The organism is Streptomyces ferrugineus (assembly GCF_015160855.1).
Lineage (GTDB): Bacteria > Actinomycetota > Actinomycetes > Streptomycetales > Streptomycetaceae > Streptomyces > Streptomyces ferrugineus.
The window spans coordinates 4,081,543-4,102,713 of record NZ_CP063373.1 but is presented as its reverse complement, the minus strand read 5'-3'; the positions used below and the strand labels follow the sequence as shown (position 1 = coordinate 4,102,713).

General features: G+C 70.7%; 20 protein-coding genes and 2 pseudogenes. 14 read left to right on the top strand and 8 right to left on the bottom strand.

Going from position 1 to position 21,171, the window contains the following annotated elements; genetic code table 11:
• The first annotated feature begins 89 nt into the window (after nucleotides 1-89).
• The 7 genes and pseudogenes from IM697_RS18775 (at nucleotide 90) to IM697_RS18745 (ending at nucleotide 6,908) form a co-directional block, all read left to right on the top strand.
• Nucleotides 90-1,997, top strand: a complete 1,908-nt coding sequence (locus tag IM697_RS18775) for a 5'-methylthioadenosine/S-adenosylhomocysteine nucleosidase family protein (protein ID WP_194048851.1) — start codon at nucleotides 90-92, stop codon at nucleotides 1,995-1,997.
• Between the two features lie 64 nt (nucleotides 1,998-2,061).
• Complete coding sequence (locus IM697_RS18770; protein ID WP_194048850.1) at nucleotides 2,062-2,955, top strand: HAD family hydrolase; 894 nt, start codon at nucleotides 2,062-2,064, stop codon at nucleotides 2,953-2,955.
• The gene (locus IM697_RS18765; RefSeq protein WP_194048849.1) at nucleotides 2,925-4,154 is read left to right on the top strand and encodes a YqcI/YcgG family protein; all 1,230 of its coding nucleotides are present in this window, start codon (nucleotides 2,925-2,927) and stop codon (nucleotides 4,152-4,154) included. The genes IM697_RS18770 and IM697_RS18765 overlap by 31 nt, the downstream gene beginning before the upstream one ends.
• 59 nt (nucleotides 4,155-4,213) lie before the next feature.
• A complete protein-coding gene (locus IM697_RS18760) occupies nucleotides 4,214-5,161 on the top strand; it encodes a carbohydrate kinase family protein (RefSeq protein ID WP_194048848.1) in 948 nt (315 codons plus the stop codon).
• Complete coding sequence (locus IM697_RS18755; protein ID WP_194048847.1) at nucleotides 5,158-5,823, top strand: class I SAM-dependent methyltransferase; 666 nt, start codon at nucleotides 5,158-5,160, stop codon at nucleotides 5,821-5,823. Before IM697_RS18760 ends, IM697_RS18755 begins: the two co-directional genes overlap by 4 nt.
• Nucleotides 5,824-5,828: 5 nt before the next feature.
• Nucleotides 5,829-6,083: pseudogene (locus IM697_RS18750) on the top strand (VOC family protein); the annotation flags it as partial.
• A gap of 84 nt (nucleotides 6,084-6,167) precedes the next feature.
• Entirely contained in the window at nucleotides 6,168-6,908 is a 741-nt protein-coding gene (locus IM697_RS18745; protein WP_194048845.1) for a maleylpyruvate isomerase family mycothiol-dependent enzyme, read from the top strand.
• 24 nt (nucleotides 6,909-6,932) lie between these two features.
• Here IM697_RS18745 and IM697_RS18740 read toward each other — a convergent pair whose 3' ends face one another.
• Entirely contained in the window at nucleotides 6,933-7,334 is a 402-nt protein-coding gene (locus IM697_RS18740) for a MarR family winged helix-turn-helix transcriptional regulator (protein ID WP_194048844.1), read from the bottom strand.
• Between the two features lie 86 nt (nucleotides 7,335-7,420).
• Here IM697_RS18740 and IM697_RS18735 point away from each other — a divergent pair, with 86 nt between their 5' ends.
• Nucleotides 7,421-8,914 carry an MFS transporter gene (locus IM697_RS18735; protein ID WP_194048843.1) on the top strand — a complete coding sequence of 498 codons (1,494 nt, stop codon included), beginning with the start codon at nucleotides 7,421-7,423 and terminating at the stop codon, nucleotides 8,912-8,914.
• A 70-nt stretch (nucleotides 8,915-8,984) separates the two neighbouring features.
• Entirely contained in the window at nucleotides 8,985-9,269 is a 285-nt protein-coding gene (locus tag IM697_RS18730) for a DUF6332 family protein (protein ID WP_194048842.1), read from the top strand.
• Here the strand turns inward: IM697_RS18730 and IM697_RS18725 are convergent.
• Both IM697_RS18725 and IM697_RS18720 read right to left on the bottom strand, forming a co-directional pair.
• Nucleotides 9,230-9,895, bottom strand: a complete 666-nt coding sequence (locus IM697_RS18725) for a response regulator transcription factor (RefSeq protein WP_194048841.1) — start codon at nucleotides 9,893-9,895, stop codon at nucleotides 9,230-9,232. The genes IM697_RS18730 and IM697_RS18725 overlap by 40 nt on opposite strands.
• On the bottom strand, nucleotides 9,892-11,136 hold the full coding sequence (locus IM697_RS18720) for a sensor histidine kinase (protein ID WP_194048840.1): 1,245 nt from the start codon (nucleotides 11,134-11,136) through the stop codon (nucleotides 9,892-9,894). Before IM697_RS18720 ends, IM697_RS18725 begins: the two co-directional genes overlap by 4 nt.
• A 279-nt stretch (nucleotides 11,137-11,415) precedes the next feature.
• On the opposite strand from IM697_RS18720, the gene IM697_RS45895 reads away from it, so the two are divergent.
• Nucleotides 11,416-11,604: a hypothetical protein gene (locus IM697_RS45895; RefSeq protein WP_407699632.1), complete on the top strand. Its 189-nt coding sequence runs from the start codon at nucleotides 11,416-11,418 to the stop codon at nucleotides 11,602-11,604.
• A pseudogene (locus IM697_RS45890) lies at nucleotides 11,540-11,674 on the top strand (hypothetical protein); the annotation flags it as partial. The gene IM697_RS45895 and the pseudogene IM697_RS45890, both read left to right, overlap by 65 nt.
• A 90-nt stretch (nucleotides 11,675-11,764) precedes the next feature.
• Here the strand turns inward: IM697_RS45890 and IM697_RS18710 are convergent.
• Complete coding sequence (locus IM697_RS18710) at nucleotides 11,765-12,475, bottom strand: TetR/AcrR family transcriptional regulator (RefSeq protein ID WP_194048839.1); 711 nt, start codon at nucleotides 12,473-12,475, stop codon at nucleotides 11,765-11,767.
• 129 nt (nucleotides 12,476-12,604) lie between these two features.
• On the opposite strand from IM697_RS18710, the gene IM697_RS18705 reads away from it, so the two are divergent.
• The gene (locus IM697_RS18705; protein WP_194049767.1) at nucleotides 12,605-13,054 is read left to right on the top strand and encodes a nitroreductase family deazaflavin-dependent oxidoreductase; all 450 of its coding nucleotides are present in this window, start codon (nucleotides 12,605-12,607) and stop codon (nucleotides 13,052-13,054) included.
• On the opposite strand, the gene IM697_RS18700 is transcribed toward IM697_RS18705, so the two are convergent.
• Entirely contained in the window at nucleotides 13,044-14,282 is a 1,239-nt protein-coding gene (locus IM697_RS18700) for a geranylgeranyl reductase family protein (RefSeq protein WP_194048838.1), read from the bottom strand. The two genes, IM697_RS18705 and IM697_RS18700, sit on opposite strands and share 11 nt — an antisense overlap.
• Before the next feature lie 133 nt (nucleotides 14,283-14,415).
• Between IM697_RS18700 and IM697_RS18695 the strand changes: the two genes are divergently transcribed.
• Nucleotides 14,416-15,771, top strand: a complete 1,356-nt coding sequence (locus IM697_RS18695; protein ID WP_194048837.1) for a dipeptidase — start codon at nucleotides 14,416-14,418, stop codon at nucleotides 15,769-15,771.
• Nucleotides 15,772-16,215: 444 nt separating this feature from the next.
• Here IM697_RS18695 and IM697_RS18690 read toward each other — a convergent pair whose 3' ends face one another.
• The 3 genes from IM697_RS18690 to IM697_RS18680 all read right to left on the bottom strand — a co-directional run bounded on the left by IM697_RS18690 (nucleotide 16,216) and on the right by IM697_RS18680 (nucleotide 18,759).
• Entirely contained in the window at nucleotides 16,216-17,256 is a 1,041-nt protein-coding gene (locus IM697_RS18690; protein ID WP_194048836.1) for an NUDIX hydrolase, read from the bottom strand.
• A gap of 144 nt (nucleotides 17,257-17,400) precedes the next feature.
• Entirely contained in the window at nucleotides 17,401-17,730 is a 330-nt protein-coding gene (locus IM697_RS18685) for a hypothetical protein (protein ID WP_194048835.1), read from the bottom strand.
• A 30-nt stretch (nucleotides 17,731-17,760) separates the two neighbouring features.
• Nucleotides 17,761-18,759, bottom strand: coding sequence for a TIGR01777 family oxidoreductase (locus tag IM697_RS18680; RefSeq protein ID WP_194048834.1), 999 nt, complete (start codon nucleotides 18,757-18,759; stop codon nucleotides 17,761-17,763).
• Nucleotides 18,760-18,956: 197 nt separating this feature from the next.
• Here IM697_RS18680 and IM697_RS18675 point away from each other — a divergent pair, with 197 nt between their 5' ends.
• Nucleotides 18,957-20,969: an NPCBM/NEW2 domain-containing protein gene (locus IM697_RS18675; RefSeq protein ID WP_194048833.1), complete on the top strand. Its 2,013-nt coding sequence runs from the start codon at nucleotides 18,957-18,959 to the stop codon at nucleotides 20,967-20,969.
• The last annotated feature ends 202 nt before the right edge of the window (nucleotides 20,970-21,171 follow it).

Sequence of the window (21,171 nt, the reverse complement as noted above, 5' to 3'; positions counted from 1 at the left end):
GAAAACACGGCACATCCGCTCCGGCCGACCACCGGTAGCCTGAGGTGTTCATTCACTTCCTGCACGAGCAACTGCTGAGACTGTACGAAGTGAAGAGCCGGATCCGGCCGCATCGCGACGTCGTCACCCTGTTGCGCGAGGCACTTCGGCTGACCGCGTTCGTGTCACCCGATGTCCTGGTGATGCCTAGTACCGACCTCGTCCAATCCTCGGTGGCACCGGGCTTGTTGAGCGATCTGCAGTTACTGGCCGAGAGCGAGGTCCTGTTCCTGGTGGGATCCACGATGGACGTCGATCAGTTGCTGGAGGGCAAGCGGGCGCACCTCACCGACACCTCCTTCGAAGGACTGCTGGAATATCCCGCCTCGAGACGCCGATTACGTGCCCTGCACCCCGTTCTGCAGGCCCGGAACATCGACACCACGGCCGACGTCAAGTCACGCTGGTCCCTGGACGTCGAGGGGCTCGCGGGCGGAACGGCCGCCGATGGAGCACTCGCGTCGTTCCCGGTGCGAGAACTGCACAACGCCTATCACTCCATTCCGGCCGCCACGTCCCCCAGCGCATACGAGCGGGCGCTGCATGCGGTGCCCGACAGGCTGGGCAGCCACGCTTTCCTGTGGCGTGTGGTGGAGGATCTGAGGATCTTCGACCTGGAGCTGACCCCGCAGGCTCGCAGGCGCATCGAGTTGGCACTCGGCTGGAATTGGGCCATGGGGTATCTGACCGAGTACCGGACGACGATGGTGGGGCGGCTGCCTCGCATCGGAATCGTCGACTGCGGCGTCCGCAGTACCCACCCCGAACTCATCGTCGATCTGGTGGAATACCGCCGCGCACTCAAAATGATCGGGCTGCTGGACGCCTTCGGGCACTTGTCCCTGGAGGACGTCATCGCTCTCAGAGACGACCCGAGCGTCATCCTTCTGCGAGACGGACTGCTCAGAAATGTCCATGATCACCTGTCTCGGCCGTCTCCCGACAGAACCAGACAACTCCAGCACCTGGTCGGGTTCTACGCCGAGGCATGTGATGCCGCGCGGGGCGGCGGCAGTCCGCGCGCCGTCATGGAGAGCGTCGCACGCCTGGCCGTGGAGCACGGCACCCGATCGACCGCCGTGCGGCCGACTCCACGACCGGCGCCGGAGAACGATCCGGCGACCGTGCTCATCGTCCTCGCGCTGGCCGAGGAAACCGCCGTGGTCCTCGAATGTGCCAAGGAGACGCTGGGCCCGCTGACCGTGCTGGAGGACGTCCGCACCGGCCAGGTCTCCTACGAGGTGCGCTGGCAGACCGGGCGCGGCCAACTCCTGCGCATGCTCTTCACCATGGTCGGAAAGGGCCAGGAACAGGCGGCGGCCACCTCGGCCGGGATGCTGGCCGACTTCCCGCCCCGCATCGTGGCCAACGTGGGAATCGCCGGTGCGCTGTCACCCGATCTGAAGCCGGGGGACGTTCTGCTGGCCGATCAGGTCGTCTCCTACCTGGACAACGCCCGGGCCGAATCCGATGGAGGGGGCGGCTTCCGGCTGCGGATCGCGGGCATGGGCGTACGGCCGGACGAGTACCTGACCCACCGCGCCCACCAACTGCCCTTCGTCGCCGAAGAGGAACTGGCCCAGGCCAGGACACGACTGGCCCGGCGATTTCCCGGTGATCCGACGGTTTCCCCGGCCCGCCCACTGGTGGTCGGCCCGCTGGCCTGCGGGCCGGTGGTGGGCGCCGACCAGGCATTCACGGCCTGGTTGCAGGAGCACAAGCGGGACCTTACCGCGATCGACATGGAGTCTTCCGGGATAGCTGCGGCAACCGCCACTTCCGGAATGCTGAAGCGTGTACGCTTCGTGGCTCTGCGCGGCATCTCGGATGCCGCGGACGCAGACAAGAGCGACCTCGAGCGTCGGACCGGCGGGTCGATCCGCCGTGTGGCGGTGGCCGCCGCGTTCGAAATGCTGATCGTTCTACTGAACTCGTTACCCCGGGAAGCCTTCAGATGAATCCATTATCGGAATTACCTCGTCCGGCGCTCAACACGTGTCCCATCGGAGCAGAATGAGACGCATGCCGAGCCATTCGCCCGTCCTGATCACCGATCTCGACAATACCTTGTACGACTGGATCGATTACTTCGGTCCTTGTTTTCGTGCCATGGTGGACGAGCTGAGCTCTGCCGCCGACGTCGATCCGGATGAATTGCACCGACAGTTCCAGGCCGTCTACAGCCGGCACCGGGCTCCCGAATACCGTTGGGCGATCAGGGAGTTGGACTTCCTGCGCTCCCGGCGGCCGGACGAGGTCAACGACCTGGTCTGGTCGGGTTTCTCGGCCTTCGTACGGAGCCGAAGCAAACACCTGCGACTCTATCCCGGCGTCAGGAACACCCTGGAAACCCTGCGTGAACGGGGTTTCACGGTGATCGGAGTGAGCAACGCGCCGATCCGCGAAGTCCTGCGCCGAGTGCGCTGTCTGCGGCTGCAGGAGCAACTGGACGCTCTTGTCGCCTGGGAGGGCGCACACAGCGGAGACCGCCATTTGGCCCATCGCTCCACACCCGCCGGTCTGGCCCTTCGGACATTCACCGATGCGAAACAGAAGCCGAGCACCCATCCGTACACGGAAGCCCTGCGGCATTTCGCTCCCCAGGACCATGGAAAAGTCCTGGTCGTCGGAGACAGCGTGGCGAACGACCTGGTGCCCGGAAGCAGTATCGGAGCCGTGACGGTATGGGCCCGCTACGGTTCGGGGTACGCACCCGAGAATTACGCGACGGTGCGGCGCCTTTCCTTCTGGAAACCGGAAAAACTGAAGGACGTCTACGACTCCGAGGTCATGGAACCCGACGCGGTGATCGACGACTTCACCCAGCTGCTCCCTATCGCGGAGTCACACGTCCCCATGTCGGATGGGATCACAAGGAGGCGACAGTGGGAGGCAGTCCCCGCCGGACCGGCATGAGCCCGACCCAGAGCGCCGTCCACGAGATGATTCAGGCCGTCGGCGGATACTGGAGCCCGCACGCCGGCGTGGTGCGGCTTCTGGAGGAAGTAGGGGAATTCAGCCAGGAGTTGGCCTCGGTGCCCGCCGCCCAATCGTCGAATGTGGGAGCCGAACTCGCCGACCTGTGGATCATTTCGACCTGTACCGCCAACCAGTTCGCCGTGCCGGTCACCGATCCGCCCAAGGACACGTCCGCTTCGGCGCCCGGCGCGAAGAAGCGGTCGAAGCAGGACCCGCGTCTGTTCGACGAGCTCCTCGACCTCCTGCACTGGGCCGGTCAGATCGGCCGGGCCGTCAACTACTACGACGGCCCCAAGACGCCGCGCACTCTGGACGACTGGGTACCGCTGCGCACGTCCGTGCCGCGGATGCACAAGGCCCTGTACCGGATCTCCGCGAACTGCGGGATCTCGCTCACGAACGAACTGGACAGCAAGCTCGATCACGTGGCCGTACGTGACAAGGGGCGGTTCGCCAGGGCGTACGACCCGAGTACGGCCGGCGCGCTCCAGGACTTCGCCAAGCTGCAGGCCGACTCGCCCTGTCTGTTCTCACCGGTGTCCCGGTTGTGGGGTGCTCCCGACTGGGATGTCGACAAATCCCTGACGGCCAACGTGGCCGAGCTGGCTCCGCATCTGACGAGGTTCGCGAAGGCGGCGCCCCATGAACGCCTCGACGGGTTCGTGATCTCCGTGCCCGGCGTCGCCGACCGCGCACCGGGTGCCGCGACCATGGCGGACCTCGCGCACTGGTTCCGCCGGCTGCTCCAAGCCCTCACCGAAGTGGACGAGTTGCCCAACGACTCGCTCAGCGGCGATGTGCGCGGCCCGGGCTGGCAGTTCCTCTTCCATCGCCAGCGGATGTTCGTCTCGGTCTTCTCCCCTCTGTACGAGACGTCCCACTCCCGCCACAGCAGCGATCACACGTTCGTCATGTTCCAGCCCGAGCAGTCCTTCACCGCTCACGGCGTGGGGCGCGGCCAGAAGCACTCAGCGGAGATAAAGGAACGGATCAGGGAGGAGTTCGCCCAGGCGGGCGTCCCCTACTCGGCCGAGCTGGTGGACCGCAGGATCGAGGCGGATCTCTACCTCCCGGAGCGATTCCCCGGTGACACGGAGACCCACTGGTGGTCGGTCGACGACCGTGACGACGGTTGAACCTGTCGCCCTCGACTGCCGAAGCCTGGCTCTTGGGGTTGCGACAGCGGCTGACGGGCATGCACGAGTCCGCCGGCCCGCAACCCGCGCCCTACCGTGTCGCCGTCATCGGAGATCTCCGGCTCGACGTGCGCACGGCTGTGCCCGCATCACTCGCGGAGGTGCGCGAGGACGTGTATGCCCTCTCTCCGGTGCGTATGGTCCTCGCCGGTACGGCCGTCTCCATGGCGCGGGCCGCCACCCGCCACTTCGAGGCGGTGCACGCACTGGTGAAGACGGGCGACGATCCCTCCACGGATCACATCCTGCGCACGCTGGAGAACGAACCGGGAGTCACCTGGTGCATTCGTCAGCAGCGCGGCCTGCCCAACGGCTACGTCGTCGTCCTGCGCGACGGGACGGACTCTCCCGGCGCGGGCCGTCGCACCCTCGTGGCCAGCTCGCCCGCGCCGGTGGAGGAACTGTCGGCCGCCGACGTCGAGGCGTTCCGGGGCGCGATCGAAGCCGCGGACGTCTTGTTCGTCGACGGCTATCCGCTGCTCTTCCCACGCTCACGCCATGCCGTGTTCCACGCCCTGGCGACAGCGGCCCGGGCCGGAACGCCGGTCTGTTTCGACGTGGTGCCCCACGACATCGAGGCCCGGCTGCCGTCGGATCTGCTGAACCGGGTCATGGCGCGCTGTCAGGTGGTCATGTCCAGTGCGCGCACCGTGGCCAGGCTCAGGGGCCTGCCGGCTCCCACCCCTTACGAGCTGCCCCACACCCGGGAACTGGCGGCCCATCTCGCGGGGTTCGGCACGGGCGAACCCGCCGTGTGGATCCTGCGCTTCGGTGACGGAGACATGGAAGAGGCCGCTCTGTGCCAGGCAGGGGAGGTGCGCTGCGTCTATCGAACCGGATACAGCCAGTGCGCCGAGCGCACCGGATTCGGCGACAAGGTCGCCGCGGCGGAACTCGCCGCGCTGCTGGAGAACGGACGGACTCGTTCAAGGAGGCCCGCGGCGTGAAGGTCGAACCCGTCCAGCACTGGGAGCGCGTCTACCGCGACGTGGGGGATGGTCCGACGCCCTGGGACGTCCCGGAGACACCCGCCGAGGTTCTGCACTGGATCGCCCGGGTCCCCTCCCCCGCCCGTGTGATCGACCTCGGATGCGGCAGAGGCCGCGACACCTGCGCGCTGGCCATGTCGGGGCACGACACGGTGGGAATCGACTTCAGCGCGTCGGCCGTCGGCGCGGCACGCCGGGCCGCGGCCCAATTGGGGCTGGGCAACGTCTCGTTCGAGGTCGCCGACATCCTGCGCTTCCGGGCGCGCCGGCCGTTCGACCTGGCGATCGACTACAGCGTGTTCCATCACATCCGCCCCGAGGACCGGGACCTGTACCGGGACACGATCGCCGCCCTGGTGCGACCGGAGGGCCTGTTCGGGATGGTCTGCTATTCGGACCGGGACCCTTCGGCCCAGGGAGGCCCCGACCGGGTCGGTTCCCTGGGCAACACGATTCACCACCCGAGCGCCGACGAGGTCGTGTCCCTGCTCTGCGGCCACTTCTCCCTGAAGGAACACGGCGAGACCACACTGGGGCGACGCTCCCACCATCTGGCTCACCGATTCCTGTTCCGCCGCCGGACGGACGCCCTCGCCGTCGGTGCTCGGAAGGGTCTCTGATCCGCATGGCCCGCCTCCACGACATCGTCATCGACTGTGCCCGACCGGCTGTCACGGCCCGTTTCTGGGCGGCCGCCCTGGACGGCTACGCCGTCGCCCCGTACGACGACGCCGAACTCGCCCGGCTGCGCGCCCTGGGGATCGCCGGCCCGGAGGACGACCCGACGGTGCTGGTCGAGCCCCGTGGCGTCGGGCCCCGGCTGTGGTGCCGGCTCGTCCCGGAGCCCAAGCGCACGAGGAACCGCCTGCACCTGGATCTGGTCTCCCCCGCTCCCCCCTGAAACGCCGCACGGCCGATCATGGCTCTTGCCCTCGACCGCACTCCATGCTGCACACTCACGTCCATGGAGACACCCGAATACGTTCGAGTCCTGGACCGTGCGGGCCGGCTGCTCGCCGCAGCCGCGGAGGAGGCCGGGGCCGACGCGAAGGTGCCGACCTGCCCGGACTGGCAGGTGCGGGATCTGGTGCGGCACACGGGGATGGTGCATCGCTGGGCGGCGGCCTTCGTGGCCGAGGGGCACACCTCCTACCACCCCGACGGCGGGCTGCCCGACCTCGACGGCGCGGAGTTGTTCGCTTGGTTCCGCGAGGGACATCGGCACCTCCTCGACACGCTCGTCGGCGCCCCCGCGGACGTACAGTGCTGGCACTTCCTGCCCGCCCCGTCACCTTTGGCGTTCTGGGCGCGCAGGCAGGCGCACGAGACGACCGTGCACCGCTTCGACGCGGAGTCGGCACGCGGCGGCACGCCGAGCGAGATCGACCCCGGCTTCGCGGCGGACGGCATCGACGAGTTGCTGCGCGGTTTCCACGCCCGGCCCAAGAGCCGGGTGCGCAGCGCCGAACTCCGGGTGCTGCGGGTGCGGGCGACGGACACGGACGACGCCGTGTGGACCGTACGGCTGTCGCAGGAGCCGCCGGTGACCGAGCGGGGCGCCGCGGCCGCGGCTCAGGCCGACTGCGAGATCGCCGGGCCGGCCGACCGGCTGTATCTGTCGCTGTGGAACCGGCTGCCCTTCCCGCAGGTGACCGGCGACGCCTCCGTCGCGACGCTGTGGCGGGAGAGCTCCGCCGTCATCTGAGGCCGAACCCGGCCCGTACGACCGTCAGTTCGCCAGCATCCTCGTCAGCACCGCGCGCTGCACGGGCAGCACCTCGCCGTGCAGCGCGCGCCCCTTGGCCGTGAGGGCCACCACCACGCCACGCCGGTCCTGCGGACACATCAGGCGCTGGACCAGGCCGTCCTTCTCCAGCCGGGCGATCAGCCGCGACAGCGCGCTCTGGCTGAGATGCACCCGCTCGGAGATCTCCTGCACACGGAACGACGAGTCGCTCCCCGAGCGGCCTCGCCCGGAGCCCTCGGCCAGAACGTCCATGACCTCGAAGTCACTGGCGCACAGGCCGTGTTGGTGCAGCGCGCGGTCGAGTTCGCACTGCGTGCGCGCGTGCAGCGCCAGCATGTCCCGCCACTGGTCCACGAGCGCCTGCTCGGCCTTCTTCGCCGCCATGGGGCGCACCGTAGCAGAAAGACTAGTTTATTGCAGCCGCATTAAATGCGCTTGCATCTCATGCATGTGCATGTAACCTCCTCGGCATGACCTCTCCGCTCAACTCCCCCGCGGCACCGTCCACGGCGGACCGCTGGACGCCCCGGCTGTGGGGCACCCTGCTGGTGCTGTGCGCCGCGATGTTCCTGGACGCGCTGGACGTGTCGATGGTCGGTGTCGCCCTGCCGTCCATCGGTGCCGACCTGGGCCTGTCCACCTCGACGCTGCAATGGATCGTCAGCGGCTACATCCTGGGCTACGGCGGCCTGCTCCTGCTCGGCGGCCGCATCGCGGACCTGCTGGGCCGGCGCCAGGTCTTCCTGGTGGCCCTGGCCGTGTTCGCGCTCGCCTCGCTGCTCGGCGGGCTCGTCGACTCGGGCCCGCTGCTGATCGCCAGCCGCTTCGTCAAGGGCCTGGCCGCGGCCTTCACCGCCCCCGCCGGCCTGTCCATCATCACCACGACCTTCGCCGAGGGACCGGTGCGCAACCGCGCGCTGTCGATCTACACCACCTGCGGCGCCGCCGGCTACTCGATGGGACTGGTCTTCTCCGGCCTGCTCACCGAGGCCAGTTGGCGCCTCACGATGCTGCTGCCCGCGCCGATCGCGCTGATCGCCCTGGCCGTCGGCCTCAGGCTGCTGCCGCGCACCAGGCGCGAGCGGACGGACGGCGGTTACGACGTCCCCGGCGCCGTCCTCGGCACCGCGTCGATGCTGTTGCTGGTGTTCACCGTCGTCCAGGCGCCCGAGGTGGGCTGGGGCTCGGCCCGCACGGTCCTGTCCTTCGTCGCCGTCGTCGTCCTGCTGACGGCGTTCGTCCTCGTCGAGCGGCGCAGCCCGAGCCCGCTGATCCGGCTGGGGGTGTTGCGCTCCGGGGCCCAGGTCCGGGCACAGCTGGGCGCGTTGACGTTCGTCGGCAGCTACATCAGCTTCCAGTTCCTCGTCACGCTGTACATGCAGCAACTGCTCGACTGGTCTGCCCTGCACACCGCGCTGGCGTTCCTGCCGGCGGGTGCGCTCGTGGCGCTGTCGGCGACGAAGGTCGGTGCGATCATCGACCGGTTCGGCACGGCACGGCTGATCGCGATCGGCTTCGCCCTGATGGTCGCCGGCTACGTCCTGTTCCTGCGCATCGACCTCGACCCGGTCTACGCGGTGGTCATCCTGCCCACCATGCTGCTGGTCGGCTCCGCCTTCGCGCTGACCTTCCCCTCGCTCAACGTCCAGGCCACCAACGGCGTCGACGAGCACGAGCAGGGCATGGTCTCGGGCCTGCTCAACACCTCGGTCCAGGTGGGCGGCGCGCTGTTCCTGGCCGTGGTGACGGCGGTCCTCACCGCGAACGCGCCCGAGGAGCCCGCCTCCCCGCAGGCCGTCCTCGACAGCTACCTGCCCGCCCTGGTCGTGATCACCGTGATCGCGGTCGCGGGCCTCTTGATCGCCCTCACCGGACTGCGCACCCGGCGCGGCCGGCGGACCGTCGTGGTCGCCAAGTCCACCGTGAGGGAGGCGGAAGCGGAACGCGTGGCGGTCCGCGACTAGGGGGAGGCCTCCCGGGTGCGCCCGGCGGAGCGGCTTGCTCCGCCGGGCGCACCCCTGTTTGACTCAAGGCATGGAGAACCACGGGGGACGACGCGATCAGGCCGAGCGGGACGCGATCACCGTCGAGATCGGGTACGCGCTGTTCAGTGCCGCGTTCGCGGCGGCGGTGCTGTTCGGGGCGATCGTCGGGCCGGCGTACGCCTTCGACATGTCGGACGGTACGCGCGGTGCCCTCGTGGGCGTGGGCGCCACGGTCGCGGTGGTGGTGTTCTTCGCCCGGGTCGTCAGCGTCCTGATGCGGTTCCGGCGGGGCCCTCAGCCCAGCCAGCCCGGCCGCACCAACCCCGACTCGTAGGCCAGCACCACCAGTTGGGCCCGGTCCCGCGCGCCGAGCTTCACCATCGTGCGGCTGACGTGGGTCTTCGCGGTGAGCGGGCTGACCACCAGGCGGCGGGCGATCTCCTCGTTGGACAGGCCGATGCCGACCAGTGCCATGACCTCCCGCTCGCGCTCGGTGAGTTCGGCGAGGGTGCCGGCGGCCGCGGGCTCCTTGGAGCGGGCGGCGAACTCGGCGATCAGCCGCCGGGTCACTCCGGGAGACAGCAGCGCGTCGCCCTCGACCACGGCCCGTACCGCGCGCAGGAGTTCCTCCGGCTCGGTGTCCTTGACCAGGAAGCCGGAGGCGCCCGAGCGGATGGCCTCGAAGACGTACTCGTCGAGTTCGAAGGTGGTGAGCATGACCACCTTCACGCCCTTCAGGGCGTCGTCCTCGGTGATCCGGCGGGTCGCGGCGAGGCCGTCGAGGAGCGGCATGCGGATGTCCATCAGGACGACGTCGGGCCGCAGTTCGCGCACCTTGCGCAGCGCCTCCTCGCCGTCGGCGGCCTCCCCGGCCACCTCGATGTCGGGCTGCGCACCGAGCAGCGCCCGGAAGCCGGCCCGCACCAGTGACTGATCGTCGGCGAGCAGTACGCGGATCACCGTTTCTCCTTGACCTCGGCGGCGGTCTTCAACGGCAGTACGGCGAGCACCCGGAAGCCGCCGTCGTCCCGCGGGCCCGCCTCGATCGTGCCACCCAGCGCGGCCGCCCGCTCCCGCATTCCGGCGAGTCCGTTGCCGCTGCCGCCCGCGTCGGCGCCGGTCGCCGGACCGTCGTCGTCGATACGCAACCGTAGCGTCGCGCCGTCGTCGTGATCGAGGTGCACGCGCGCGTGCCGGGACTCCGAGTGGCGTACGACATTGGTGAGGGCCTCCTGCACGATCCGGAAGGCCGCGAGGTCCGTACCGGGCGGCAGACGGGGCGGCTCGCCCTCGACCTCGACGGTGAGGCCCGCGCTGGCCGCCTGCTTCACCAGTTCGGGCAGCCGGTCGAGGCCGGGGGCCGGGGCGCGGGGTGCGTCACCGGGCGTGCGCAGCGTGTCGAGGACCTGGCGGACCTCGCCGAGCGCCTCCTTGCTCTTGGCCTTGATGGTGGTGAGCGCCGTGCGCGCCTGCTCGGGGTCGGTGTCCAGCAGCGCGAGGCCGACGCCCGCCTGCACATTGATCACGGAGATGCTGTGCGCGAGGACGTCGTGCAGCTCGCGGGCGATCCGCAGCCGCTCCTCGTCGGCCCGCCGCCGCGCCGCCTGCGCCCGCTCGGCCCGGTCCTTCGCCCACTGCTCGCGCCGCGTCCTGGCCAGCTCCGACACCGCCACGATCGCCGCCACCCAGGCGGCGATCACGCCCTCCTGCCCCCAGGGAGCGGCCGGGTCACCGGACGGCGGCAGCCATCGGTACAGCCAGTGCGCCACCAGGGCGTGCCCGATCCAGAGCACTCCGACCGCCGTCCACGCGGCCTTGCGGTGCCCCATGACGATGGCGTTGAAGCAGGCCAGCGCGACGGCCAGGAAGACCGGCCCGTACGGATATCCGGCGCCCAGGTAGACCGTGGCGGCCACCGACGTCCCGAACGCGACGGCCACCGGATACCGCTTGCGCCACAGCAGCAGTCCCGTCGTCACGAACAGCAGCACACGGGCGAAGGGATCGAGCTCCGCTCGGTCGTGCTGGCCCTCGGCCGCGAAGTTCGAACCGGCCATCACGAAGGCCGTGAGCAGCACGGTGGAGCGCCAGGGCCAGCGAGGGGCGTGCTCCTCCTCGTCGTCCCAGCGGTTCCACCCCGGTGGACCGTGCCGCCACCACATCCGCGGACCGCCGCCCCGCCGTACCTGCTGCTCATCCATGTCCGCCACGCTAGACGCGATGGCCACCGGGCGGCGTCACCCGCGCGTGGTGATCACACGTACTCCCGGCGAAGTACGTCCGCCGTCTCGGACTCCCTGATCCACGGCCTGATCGAGACGGTGGGGGCGGGGCGGCACCGGCCCACGTGCGCGACCTCGTGCAGAAGTACGCCTCCGGATTGCGCCGCGCGCCGAGCGACGGGCCGGAGCTGACATGGACCGGCGCCGGATACCGGCTGACCGGCGTCCGGGTCGACGATCTGGCGGAGCGCCGGGGAGGTGCGGCGCGCGGTCGAACTGGCCCGGCGTGCCGAGGAGTTGTGGCGCGGGGAGTTCACCGAGGGACTGGGGGCGCCGTATCTGGAGGCGGAGCGGCTGCGGTGGGCGGAGAAGCGGCGCACCGATCTGGAAGGGCGGCCGGCAGGCGGGCGAGATCGCGCTCGGCCGGTCCTTCGGGTACGTCCATGAACTCGTCCGCCTGATCGCCGCGCACCCCGTGCGCGAACGCGTCGTCGAGCTGCTGACGCGGGCCACGTGCCGCACCGGCCGCCCGTCGGACGCGCCGTCCGCGCACGAGGCGGCCCGGCGACGCCTCACCGGTGCCCGTGCCCCGACGGCCGGCACGGTCCTACCGCTCGCCCTCCACCAGGCCCACCCCGTGAGCCAGCCGGACCACCGCGTGCCGGAAGAACGGCTCCCTGTCCTCCACGACCCGGTGGAACTGGCCGAACAGCTCGAACCCGACGAGTCCGAAGAGCTGCGCCCAGGCGGCGACCAGGGCCGCGACCGTCGCCGGAGGGAGGTCGGGGGCGAGATCGGCGGCCATTCGGTCGGCCTCGGGGGCCAGTTCGGGGGGCAGGGGCGGCAACTCGGTGAGGCCCTGGCCGTGGTGGGCGTCGCGGACGATGCCGATGAAGACGAGGCCGACGCGGGAGGCGGGCGGGACGGTGGTGTCGGGGGCGGAGTAGCCGGGCACGGGCGAGCCGTAGATCAGCGCGTACTCGTGCGGATGCCGCAGCGCCCACTCCCGTACGGCCTCGGCGACCGCCGTCCAGCGCCGCACCGGCCCGGCGTCCGCGGCCTTGGCGTGCGCGGCCTCCGCGCGCTCGCCGACGGAGTCGTAGGCGTCGATGATGAGCGCGGTCAGCAGGTCGTCCCGGCTGGGGAAGTAGCGGTACAGCGCGGAGGAGACCATGCCGAGCGCGCGGGCCACGGCGCGCAGCGAGAGCTTGGCGGCACCCTCGGCCGCGAGCTGTCTGCGGGCCTCGTCCTTGATGGCCGCGGCGACTTCCATCCTGGCGCGGGCACGGGCGCCCAGTGGCGTGCTGCTCATGCTCATGTGACACAGTCTCCCACGAAAGTCAGAGCGGTGCACACAATCGAGAGCGCTGCTCTTGCTTTGGATCGGCGGTGTCGTGCACACTGCTCCCAAGCGAGAGCACCGCTCTCTCAAACTCTGGGGGTCACCATGTCGTCGCCTTACTACCTCAAGGGCAGCCCGCTCAACGTCCGCCTCAACAGTGTCGTCGGCTGGCTGGCCCGGCACGGGCTCAGCATCGCGGGCACCGCGGAGATGTCCGTGCGCGGGCGCAAGAGCGGCAGGATGCAGCGCATCCCGGTCAACCCGCACAGCCACGAGGGCGCGCAGTACCTGGTCTCGGCCCGCGGCCACTCCCAGTGGGTGCGCAACATGCGCGCCGCCGAAGGCGGGGAGCTCCGCGTCGGGCGCAAGGTCCGTGAGTTCTCCGCGGTGGAGCTTCCCGACGAGGAGAAGCTCCCGATCCTGCGGACCTATCTGGAGAAGTGGGGCTGGGAGGTCAACCAGTACTTCCAGGGGGTCACCGCGAAGTCCTCCGACGAGGAGATCGTCGCGGCGGCCCCGGACCACCCCGTCTTCCGGATCACCGTCAGGAGGTGACCTCGCCGCCCTCGGCCACCGGCCGGCGGTCCAGCGCGGTCAGCGCGCGGTGGGCCATCGGGTGGGTGCGGACGATCTCGGCCAGGGAGGTGGCGCCGCGGGTGATGTCCGTGAACGCCTTCCAGGCCGGCCGGAACCCGGTCAGCGCCGCGTGGAAGAGACCGGGACGGCGCTCGAACACCGTCAGCAGCCGCTTGCCCACGCTCATCTCCACGCCGAGCCCCGCCTTGACGGCGAAGGCGTAGTTCAGCGCCTGGCGCCGGGTGTCCACCGCGTCGTGCGCCTCGGCGATCCGCACCGCCCACTCCCCCGCGAGCCGCCCCGACCGCAGCGCGAACGAGATCCCCTCGCGCGTCCAGGGCTCCAGCAGCCCCGCCGCGTCCCCGCACACCAGCACGCGCCCGCGCGACAGCGGCGAGTCGTCGGCGCGGCAGCGCGTCAGGTGGCCGGAGGAGACGCTCGGCTCGAAGCCGGCGAGCCCGAGCCGCCCGATGAACTCCTCCAAGTACCGCTTGGTGGCCGCCCCTTCGCCGCGCGCGGAGATCACGCCCACCGTCAGGGTGTCGCCCTTGGGGAACACCCAGCCGTAACTGCCGGGAATCGGGCCCCAGTCGATGAGGACCCGCCCCTTCCAGTCCTCGGCGACCGTCTGGGGCACCGGGATCTCCGCCTCCAGACCGAGATCCACCTGGTCGAGCTTCACCCCGACATGGGCCCCTATCCGGCTCGCGCTGCCGTCCGCGCCGACCACGGCCCGCGCGAGCAGCGTCTCGCCGCCCTGGAGGACGACGGCGACGCTGCGCCGGTCCGGCACCGCCGAGCCGTGCTGCTCGACGCGCTGCACGGTGACACCCGTGCGCAGCTCCGCGCCCGCCTTCTGCGCGTGCTCGACCAGCCGCTGGTCGAACTCGGGCCGGTTGATCAGCCCGAACAGCATCTGCTTGGAGCGGCGGGTGCGGGTGAAGCGGCCGTTGCTGGAGAACGTCACCGCGTGCACCCGGTCCCGGAAGGGCAGTTCGAAGCCGGGCGGGAGCGAGTCGCGCGAGGGGCCGATGATGCCGCCGCCGCACGTCTTGTAGCGCGGCAGCTCCGCCTTCTCCAGCACCAGCACGCGCCGCCCGGCGACCGCCGCCGCATACGCGGCCGAGGCCCCTGCGGGTCCCGCACCCACCACGACGACGTCCCACACCTGCCGCACGTCGTCCGCCGAAGAGTTCTCGCTGCTCACGATGGTCTACTGCTCCCGATCAAGCCGCCGTCTGCTGCTGTCCCCCGCATCCTACGGCGGGCGTCGTCGCAGCCCGCTGTGGGAGGATCACAGCACTCATACGTACAACGTCGCACCCACAAGGAGCGTGCCCATGTCGCCGAATCCGGTCGCCGAGACCGTCGCCTCGCTGATGCCCAGGGCGCGGGCGGAACTCGCCGAGCTGGTGGCCTTCAAGTCGGTGGCGGACTTCGACCAGTTCCCGAAGAGCGAGAGCGAGGGTGCCGCCCGCTGGGTCGCCGACGCGCTGCGCGCCGAGGGCTTCGAGGACGTGGCGCTGCTGGACACCCCCGACGGCACGCAGTCGGTGTACGGCCACCTGCGCGGACCCGAGGGTGCGAAGACGGTCCTGCTGTACGCCCACTACGACGTGCAGCCCCCGCTGGACGAGGCCGCCTGGAGCACCCCGCCCTTCGAGCTGACCGAGCGCGACGGCCGCTGGTACGGGCGCGGCGCCGCCGACTGCAAGGGCGGCCTGGTCATGCACCTGCTGGCGCTGCGCGCGCTCAAGGCGAACGGCGGCGTGCCGGTGCACGTCAAGGTGATCGCCGAGGGCTCGGAGGAGATGGGCACGGGCGGTCTGGAGCGGTACGCCGAGGAGCATCCGGACCTGCTGGAGGCCGACACCATCGTGATCGGCGACGCGGGCAACTTCCGTGTCGGGCTGCCGACGGTGACCTCGACCCTGCGCGGCATGACGGCCGTCCGTGTGCAGATCGACACCCTGGAGGGCAACCTGCACTCCGGCCAGTTCGGCGGTGCCGCGCCCGACGCGCTCGGCGCCCTGATCCGGGTGCTGGACTCGCTGCGCGCGGAGGACGGTTCGACGACGGTGGACGGGCTGACCGACGAGGCGTCGTGGCAGGGCCTGCAGTACGCCGAGGAGCAGTTCCGCGAGGACGCCAAGGTCCTCGACGGCGTCGGGCTGCTCGGCTCCGGCACGGTCGCCGACCGCATCTGGGCACGCCCGGCCGTCACGGTCCTCGGCATCGACTGCCCGCCGGTCGTCGGCGCCACCCCGTCCGTGCAGGCCAGCGCGCGGGCGCTGATCAGCCTGCGGGTGCCGCCGGGCGTGGACGCGGCCGAGGCGACCAAGCTGCTGCAGGCCCACCTGGAGACGCACACGCCGTGGGGCGCCCGGGTGCGCACCGAACAGATCGGCCAGGGCCAGCCGTTCCGCGCCGACACCGGCAGCCCGGCGTACCAGGCGATGGCGGACGCGATGGCGGTGGCGTACCCCGGCCAGGAGATGCAGTACGCCGGCCAGGGCGGCTCGATCCCGCTGTGCAACACCCTCGCCGCGCTCTACCCACACGCGGAGATCCTCCTCATCGGCCTGAGCGAGCCGGAGGCGCAGATCCACGCCGTGAACGAGAGCGTGTCCCCGCAGGAGCTGGAGCGGCTTTCGGTCGCCGAGGCGCTGTTCCTGCGCAATTACGCGGCGAGTTGAGGGCGCGGGCGCCGAGGACGGTTCCACGACCCACACCTCGCGCTTCGCTCCGACCACGAACTCGCGGCCCTGGTGGCGTCGGGCAGGCCGCTCGGCACAGACGAGTCTTCGTGAAGCGGGTGCCGCTCACCGCTGTCGAGCGGCACCCGGGGAATCGTCGCTCCACCGCCAACCTGTTCGGCATGCCGCCGTACTGCCGCCACGGCATCGACAGCGTCCCCAGCCCGAGCCCCGGCCGGCGTATCCTGCCGGCTGGTGGAACAGGGGCCGGTGGCCGTCACGTCGCCCGAGCGCGAGTTCTTCGACCGGCACCGTGGCTACGACCGCGGCTACACCTCCCTCCACCTGGTCCTCTGGCTCGTCACCGAGCTGTACGGCCACCGCGGCGAGGAATGGTCGCCCTTAGGAGCGCAGGCTGACGCCGCTGCCGTACGGCGTTCTCGGTCACGGCGCCGGAACGCCTGCCTCCAGATAGAGCGCCGCCCCGCGTTCCCGCGCCCGCAGCGCCCAGCGCAGCCGCTCGTAGCGCACCGGTGGCAGCAGTTCGGCGGCCTCCTCCTCGGTGACGAAGCGCCAGTCGCGCAGCTCGGGTCCGGGCAGCAGGAGGCGTTCGGCCTCGTCGGAGTCGAGCCGGCCGCCGTCGAAGAGGAGGCGCAGCCCGCCGTAGCCCGGGGGCGAGGGCCGCTCCCAGTCGACGACCAGGAGGCTCGGCACGTCGTCGAGCCGTATCCCCGTCTCCTCGGCGACCTCGCGCATGCCCGCGCGCGCGGGCGCCTCGCCGGGTTCGACGACGCCGCCGGGGAACTCCCAGCCGGCCTTGTACGTGGGGTCGACGAGCAGCACCCTGCCCTCCTCGTCGAAGAGCAGCACGCCCGCGGCGAGGGTCTCGGCGGTGGGCTCGGGCGTCTGCACGATGTCGCAGACGGGCACGGCACCGCTGCCGACGGCCCCGGCGATCCGTACGGCGGTCTCGTACGGCGTCAGGCCGCTGTTGTCGACGGGGTGCGCGTCGGCGGTGAGCCAGGCGGCGAGCGCGGTGCGATAGGGCTCTATGTGGTCGTACGACCACTGCCGGAGGCGTATGTCGCCGTCGGGCAGGTCGGTCGGGATCTCCCGCCCGGCTATTCGCTCGCGCAGGATCGTTTCCGCCGGGGCGAGGAGCACATGCTGCACGGTGATGCGGCGGGCCGCGAGGCCGCCGAAGATCTCGTCGCGGTACTCCTGGCGCAGCAGGGTCATCGGGACCACGAGGGTCCCGCCGAGCTCGGCGTGCAGCGCGGCCGCCGTGTCGATCACGAGACGTCGCCAGATCGGCAGGTCCTGGAAGTCGCCGACCTCCGTGAGGTGTTTGGGCGGGAGCAGGTGGGTGAGTGCTCCGCCGATGACCTCGGGGTCGAAGAGCGTGCTGTTCGGGATCAGCTCGATCAGTTCCCGTGCGGTGGTGGTCTTCCCCGCACCGAACGCACCGTTGATCCAAACGATCACGTTTCCCCCTCTTCTGTTGGCCCCCTGTGGCTTGCCCGCTCCACCCTGCCACCAAAACCAGCTCCCGTAGAGGGCGCATGACGACGGCGCCGCCCTCCGCTCCGCTGCGGGGTACGGCGCCGTGTGATCGGGTCGGCGGGCTCGTCAGCCCTTCTTCCCCTGCTTTCCGTGCGGGGCGTTGTTCACGGCCCGGTCCGTTTCGCGGTTGATCGCGCCGCCGAAGGTGTCCAGCGCCTGGTCCACGTTGATCCCGGCGAGCTTGGTCGGAGCGGTCCTGCTGAGGCCGGCGAGCTTGTTCTTGCCGCTCATGTCCAGGCCCGCAGCCTTGATCTGACCGCCCATGCCGGGCAGTCCGGACGAGGGTGACCCGGTGCCGGAGGTGCCGGAGGACTCGACCGAGTGGGACGGAGTGACCGCCGCGACGACGAATCCGGTGGCCAGGGAGGCGATGGCGAGCATGCTGCGCTTCTTCATGGCCGGTTCAACTGAGAAACGGCCCCGGGGTCACGCCCCACCCCCGGACGAACCGGACAATGACGGAACCTCCGCGCCGATCCGCCTGCGCGCGCGCCGACGCCGCCGTACGAGATCGCCGGCCGCCTCCGGCCAGCGGGCGTACGCGAAGTCGAAGCCCTCGTCGAGCAGCCGACCGGGGACGACGCGCCGGCTCTTCAGCAGCAGCTCGGTGTCCGAGCGCAGCGCGAACGCGCCGATCTCGGCCATCCACCTCGTCGCGGGCAGGCCCACGGGGACGCCCCAAGAGGAGCGCAGGTCCCGCATGAAGGCGCGCTGGGGCAGGGGTTCCGGAGCGGCCAGATTCACCGGTCCGCGGAGATCGTCCCGGTCGATCAGGAACTCGACCGCGCGGACGAAGTCCTGGTCGTGGATCCACGAGACGTACTGTCCGCCGCCCGCCACGGGGCCGCCGAGACCCAGCCGCGCCAGCGCCAGCAGAACGTCGAAGACGCCGCCGCGATCGGGGCTCATCACCATGGCGGAGCGCAGGGCGACCTTGCGGGTGTGCGGCGTGTCGGCCACCTCCTGGGCTCGCTCCCAGGACCTGGCGATCTCGACGCTGTAGGACCAGTAGTCCGGCACATCGGGCTCGCCGCCGCCGACGATGCCGGTCGCCTCGTCGTTGGGGGCGTCGAAGCGGTGGGCGTAGAGGGTGGCCGTGCTCATCTGCAGCCAGACCCGGGGCGGCCGGGCGGCGCCGGCGATCGCCTCGCCCACGACCTCGGTGGAGCGCACCCGCGAATCCATCATGGCCCGCAGATTGTCCGGGGTGTAGCGGCAGCTCACGCTGCGCCCGGCCAGATTGATCACGACGTCGCTGCCGTCGATCTCCTCGGCCCACGGGCCCCACGACTCACCGTCCCACCGGACCTCGCCGTCGCGTGTGGGCCGCCTGGTCAGGACGACGACCTGGTGGCCCGCGCGGCTCAGCGCGCGGTTCAGGATCGTGCCCACCTGCCCGGTTCCTCCGGGAATCACTATCTTCATCGGCTCCCCCTCGGGTGCGGGAACCAGTCTAGCGCAGATTCTTGAACGTGTTCAAAAGTCGGTCGCGACGTAGTGAGTCATGGCGCCATTTCCAGGTACGGACCACTTTCCAACATACTCCGACAGGTTCTAACGTGAGCGCATCATGACGCGTACATGCCGTCATCTCACTTTCGCAGGTACGGAGGAACGTGACGATGCGTCACCTTCACACCCGCACAACCCGAGGAAGACTGGCCGGAGCGCTCGCCGCGGGCCTGCTGTGCGCGACGGGACTCGGCGCCCCCGCGGCCACCGCCGCGCCCGTCGCCCCCGCCCTGGACGACGGTCTCGCGCTCACCCCGCCCATGGGCTTCAACAACTGGAACTCCACCCACTGCCGTGCCGAGTTCAACGAGTCCATGGTCAAGGGGATCGCGGACCTCTTCGTCGAGAAGGGCCTCAAGGACGCCGGATACGAGTACGTCAACCTCGACGACTGCTGGGCCCTGCCCACCAGGGACGCCGACGGCAAGCTCGTAGCCGACCCGGTCCGCTTCCCGAACGGGATCAAGGCGGTCGCCGACTACGTCCACGCCAAGGGCCTGAAGTTCGGCATCTACACCAGCGCGGGCACCAAGACCTGCAACACCGCCGGTTTCCCCGGCGCCCTCGGCCATGAGTACAGCGACGCCCGGCAGTTCGCGGACTGGGGCGTCGACTACCTCAAGTACGACAACTGCAACAACCAGGGCGTGGACGCCAAGCAGCGCTACGAGACCATGCGCGACGCGCTCAGGGCCACCGGGCGCCCGATCGTCTACAGCATCTGCGAATGGGGCGAGAACAAGCCCTGGGAGTGGGCCGCCGACGTCGGCCATCTGTGGCGCACCACCGGCGACATCAGCGACAACTGGGGCTCGATGCTGTCGATCCTCAAGCAGAACCTGCCCCTCGCGCCGCACGCCGGCCCGGGCCACTGGAACGACCCCGACATGCTGGAGGTCGGCAACGGCGGCATGACGGACACCGAGTACCGCTCGCACTTCTCGATGTGGGCGATCATGGCCGCGCCGCTGCTCATCGGCTCGGACCTGCGGTCGGCCTCCGAGGAGACCTTCGACATCCTCGGCAACCGCGAGGTCATCGCCGTCGACCAGGACCCGCTCGGCAAACAGGGCACCGTGATCTCGTCGGAGGGCGGACGCTGGGTCGTCGCCAAGGAGATGCGGGACGGCAGCCGCGCGGTGGCCCTGTTCAACGAGACCGGCAGCGCCCAGCGCATCACCACGAGCGCCCGAGCGGTCGGCCTGCCCGCCGCCGACGCCTACACCCTGCGCGACCTGTGGCAGCACCGCAGCCACAACACCGCGGGCACGATCTCCGCGACCGTCCCCGCGCACGGCACGGTCCTGCTGCGCGCCTTCACCGACCCCGAGTGGGCCCAGCACCCGCCCGCCGTCGAACTCGGCCTGGACGGCGGCCCGTTGGTCGAGGCGGGCCGGACGGCCGCGCTGACCTCGACGGTCACCGACCTCGGCCGTACGCCCGCCAGGCGGGTGTCCGTCACGCTGGCCGGCCCCGAGGGATGGTCGGTCGAGTCGACGTCCCCGACCGCCTCGCCCGTACTGACGACGGGCCGCTCCCTGCGCACCACGTGGGCGGTCACGGCACCGGAGGGGACGCCCACGGGGTCGTACGGCCTCACCCTCAGGGCGAGTTACCGCTCACCGGCCGGTGTCCGCGTCGACAGCGCGCTGCCCCTGACGGCGACCGTGGTGGTGGCGCCGCCTCCGGGCACGTCCGGGCTCGGTGACCTTCCCTGGCTGTCGGCCACCAACGGTTGGGGGCCGGTCGAGCGCAACACCAGCAACGGAGAGAGCGCGGCGGGCGACGGCGGGCCGATCACCATCGGCGGTGTCGTCTACGGCACGGGGCTGGGGGTCCATGCCGAGAGTGCCGTCGAGTACTACGCCGGGGGTGCCTGTGAGACCGTCACCGCGCAGGTCGGGCTCGATGACGAGGAGGGGGCGGACGGCACCGTCGCCTTCGAGATCTGGGCGGACGGGACGAAGGCCGCCTCGACCGGCGTCCTCACCAATGCGATGCCGGCGCAGCCGATCACGGGCGATGTGAGGGGGGCGCGGGTCGTCCGTCTCGTTGTCACCGATGGGGGTGACGGAATCACCTCGGACCATGGGGACTGGGCGGAGGCTCGGTTGAGTTGTTGAGCGGGTGGGCGGGCATGCCTGCGGCGGCCCGCTCGCCTGGTGGGGGTTCGTGTAGCGCCTGCGCTGCGTTGTGGGTCGGGGCCGCGCCGGGGGGTGTCCGTCCTCGGTCGGGCGGTTGCCGTCGGGCAGGGAGGCCGGCGTCTGTTGACGCCCGCCGCTGCGGGCGGACACCCCCCGGCACGTCCCCTTCCCGCCGTGGGCG

Excerpts from the sequence above, each read along its gene's own strand:
- IM697_RS18770 (WP_194048850.1), top strand. The coding sequence starts at position 2,062 with ATGCCGAGCCATTCGCCCGTCCTGATCACCGATCTCGACAATACCTTG.
- IM697_RS18760 (WP_194048848.1), top strand. The coding sequence starts at position 4,214 with ATGCACGAGTCCGCCGGCCCGCAACCCGCGCCCTACCGTGTCGCCGTC.
- IM697_RS18745 (WP_194048845.1), top strand. The coding sequence starts at position 6,168 with ATGGAGACACCCGAATACGTTCGAGTCCTGGACCGTGCGGGCCGGCTG.
- IM697_RS18740 (WP_194048844.1), bottom strand. The coding sequence starts at position 7,334 with ATGGCGGCGAAGAAGGCCGAGCAGGCGCTCGTGGACCAGTGGCGGGAC.
- IM697_RS18735 (WP_194048843.1), top strand. The coding sequence starts at position 7,421 with ATGACCTCTCCGCTCAACTCCCCCGCGGCACCGTCCACGGCGGACCGC.
- IM697_RS18730 (WP_194048842.1), top strand. The coding sequence starts at position 8,985 with ATGGAGAACCACGGGGGACGACGCGATCAGGCCGAGCGGGACGCGATC.
- IM697_RS18720 (WP_194048840.1), bottom strand. The coding sequence starts at position 11,136 with ATGGATGAGCAGCAGGTACGGCGGGGCGGCGGTCCGCGGATGTGGTGG.
- IM697_RS18710 (WP_194048839.1), bottom strand. The coding sequence starts at position 12,475 with ATGAGCATGAGCAGCACGCCACTGGGCGCCCGTGCCCGCGCCAGGATG.
- IM697_RS18705 (WP_194049767.1), top strand. The coding sequence starts at position 12,605 with ATGTCGTCGCCTTACTACCTCAAGGGCAGCCCGCTCAACGTCCGCCTC.
- IM697_RS18695 (WP_194048837.1), top strand. The coding sequence starts at position 14,416 with ATGTCGCCGAATCCGGTCGCCGAGACCGTCGCCTCGCTGATGCCCAGG.
- IM697_RS18685 (WP_194048835.1), bottom strand. The coding sequence starts at position 17,730 with ATGAAGAAGCGCAGCATGCTCGCCATCGCCTCCCTGGCCACCGGATTC.
- IM697_RS18680 (WP_194048834.1), bottom strand. The coding sequence starts at position 18,759 with ATGAAGATAGTGATTCCCGGAGGAACCGGGCAGGTGGGCACGATCCTG.
- IM697_RS18675 (WP_194048833.1), top strand. The coding sequence starts at position 18,957 with ATGCGTCACCTTCACACCCGCACAACCCGAGGAAGACTGGCCGGAGCG.